The organism is Shewanella sp. Isolate7, from assembly GCF_022398425.1.
Lineage (GTDB): Bacteria > Pseudomonadota > Gammaproteobacteria > Enterobacterales > Shewanellaceae > Shewanella.
In genome coordinates this window covers 1-859 of sequence record NZ_JAKEVJ010000180.1, presented here as the reverse complement: position 1 = coordinate 859, position 859 = coordinate 1, and the positions used below count along the sequence as shown (strand labels likewise).

Annotated in this window: 2 protein-coding genes; one reads left to right on the top strand and one right to left on the bottom strand. The window is 31.3% G+C overall.

Going from position 1 to position 859, the window contains the following annotated elements:
* A partial coding sequence (locus tag L1D47_RS20865) for an SDR family oxidoreductase (protein WP_239886636.1) occupies nt 1-456 on the top strand: 456 nt, incomplete at its 5' end.
* On the opposite strand, the gene L1D47_RS20860 is transcribed toward L1D47_RS20865, so the two are convergent.
* Nucleotides 367-859 (bottom strand): 2-amino-4-hydroxy-6-hydroxymethyldihydropteridine diphosphokinase (locus L1D47_RS20860; RefSeq protein WP_239886635.1); only part of this gene is annotated, 493 nt, incomplete at its 5' end. The genes L1D47_RS20865 and L1D47_RS20860 overlap by 90 nt on opposite strands.

Genomic DNA, 859 nt, shown 5'->3' with positions numbered 1-859 from the left:
GATTTAGAGCTTAATACTGACGGAATTGAACAGTACATAAAGTTTTTTAATATCCATATGGTTGTTCCTGCACTTTTGATAGAGAATTTTTATCGAGCATTATTTAATAAGGGTGAAAAGGGGGTTGTCATCAATATTACTGATATTTTTTCTGAAAACCCTAGTTCATCGCAAGCACTATATTGTTCAACTAAAGCTGGGCTTGAATCTCTTACGAAATCACTTGCAAAAAAATATGCAAATATAATGAGAGTTAATAGTATTCAGCCAGGCCCCATAAAGTTTTTACCTGAGCATACAGAAGCAGAAAAAAATAATGTTTTATCTCAGACCCTGATTGCAGTGGAGTCTGGTTTTTATCCTATATTACAGGCTGTACGGTTCATAATTGATAATAACTATGTCACCGGAACTGCTATCAAAGTTGATGGTGGTCGCTCGATCAATTCTTGGTAAACCAAAGTCGTCCAAGTAAATCATTGACTTTTTATTTGAGAATAGTGAGTCCTGTAAATAAAACTCACAATGTTCTGATAATGACTCAATATCAATTTCAGATGATACGTGAATAATGTCAATATCAGCAACTCTATCTTTTATCGATGAGAATTTATCATTTCTGTCTCTTCCCATATCGATTTCGATGCCATTGGTAATAGCTTTTACTTCCTGAGCATTTTTAGATGATTTAAGAATAACTATTGAATTTAAAAAGTAATTCTTTGTCACAATTTTGTATGGTTTTGTTTTGATGAATGGGAAAACAATAATTGAGCCGAAATTTAATACTATATTTCTAATGATTTTAACTGCATTACTTTTAGCATTTATATTTGTACCTATTGATAAATAATAATAC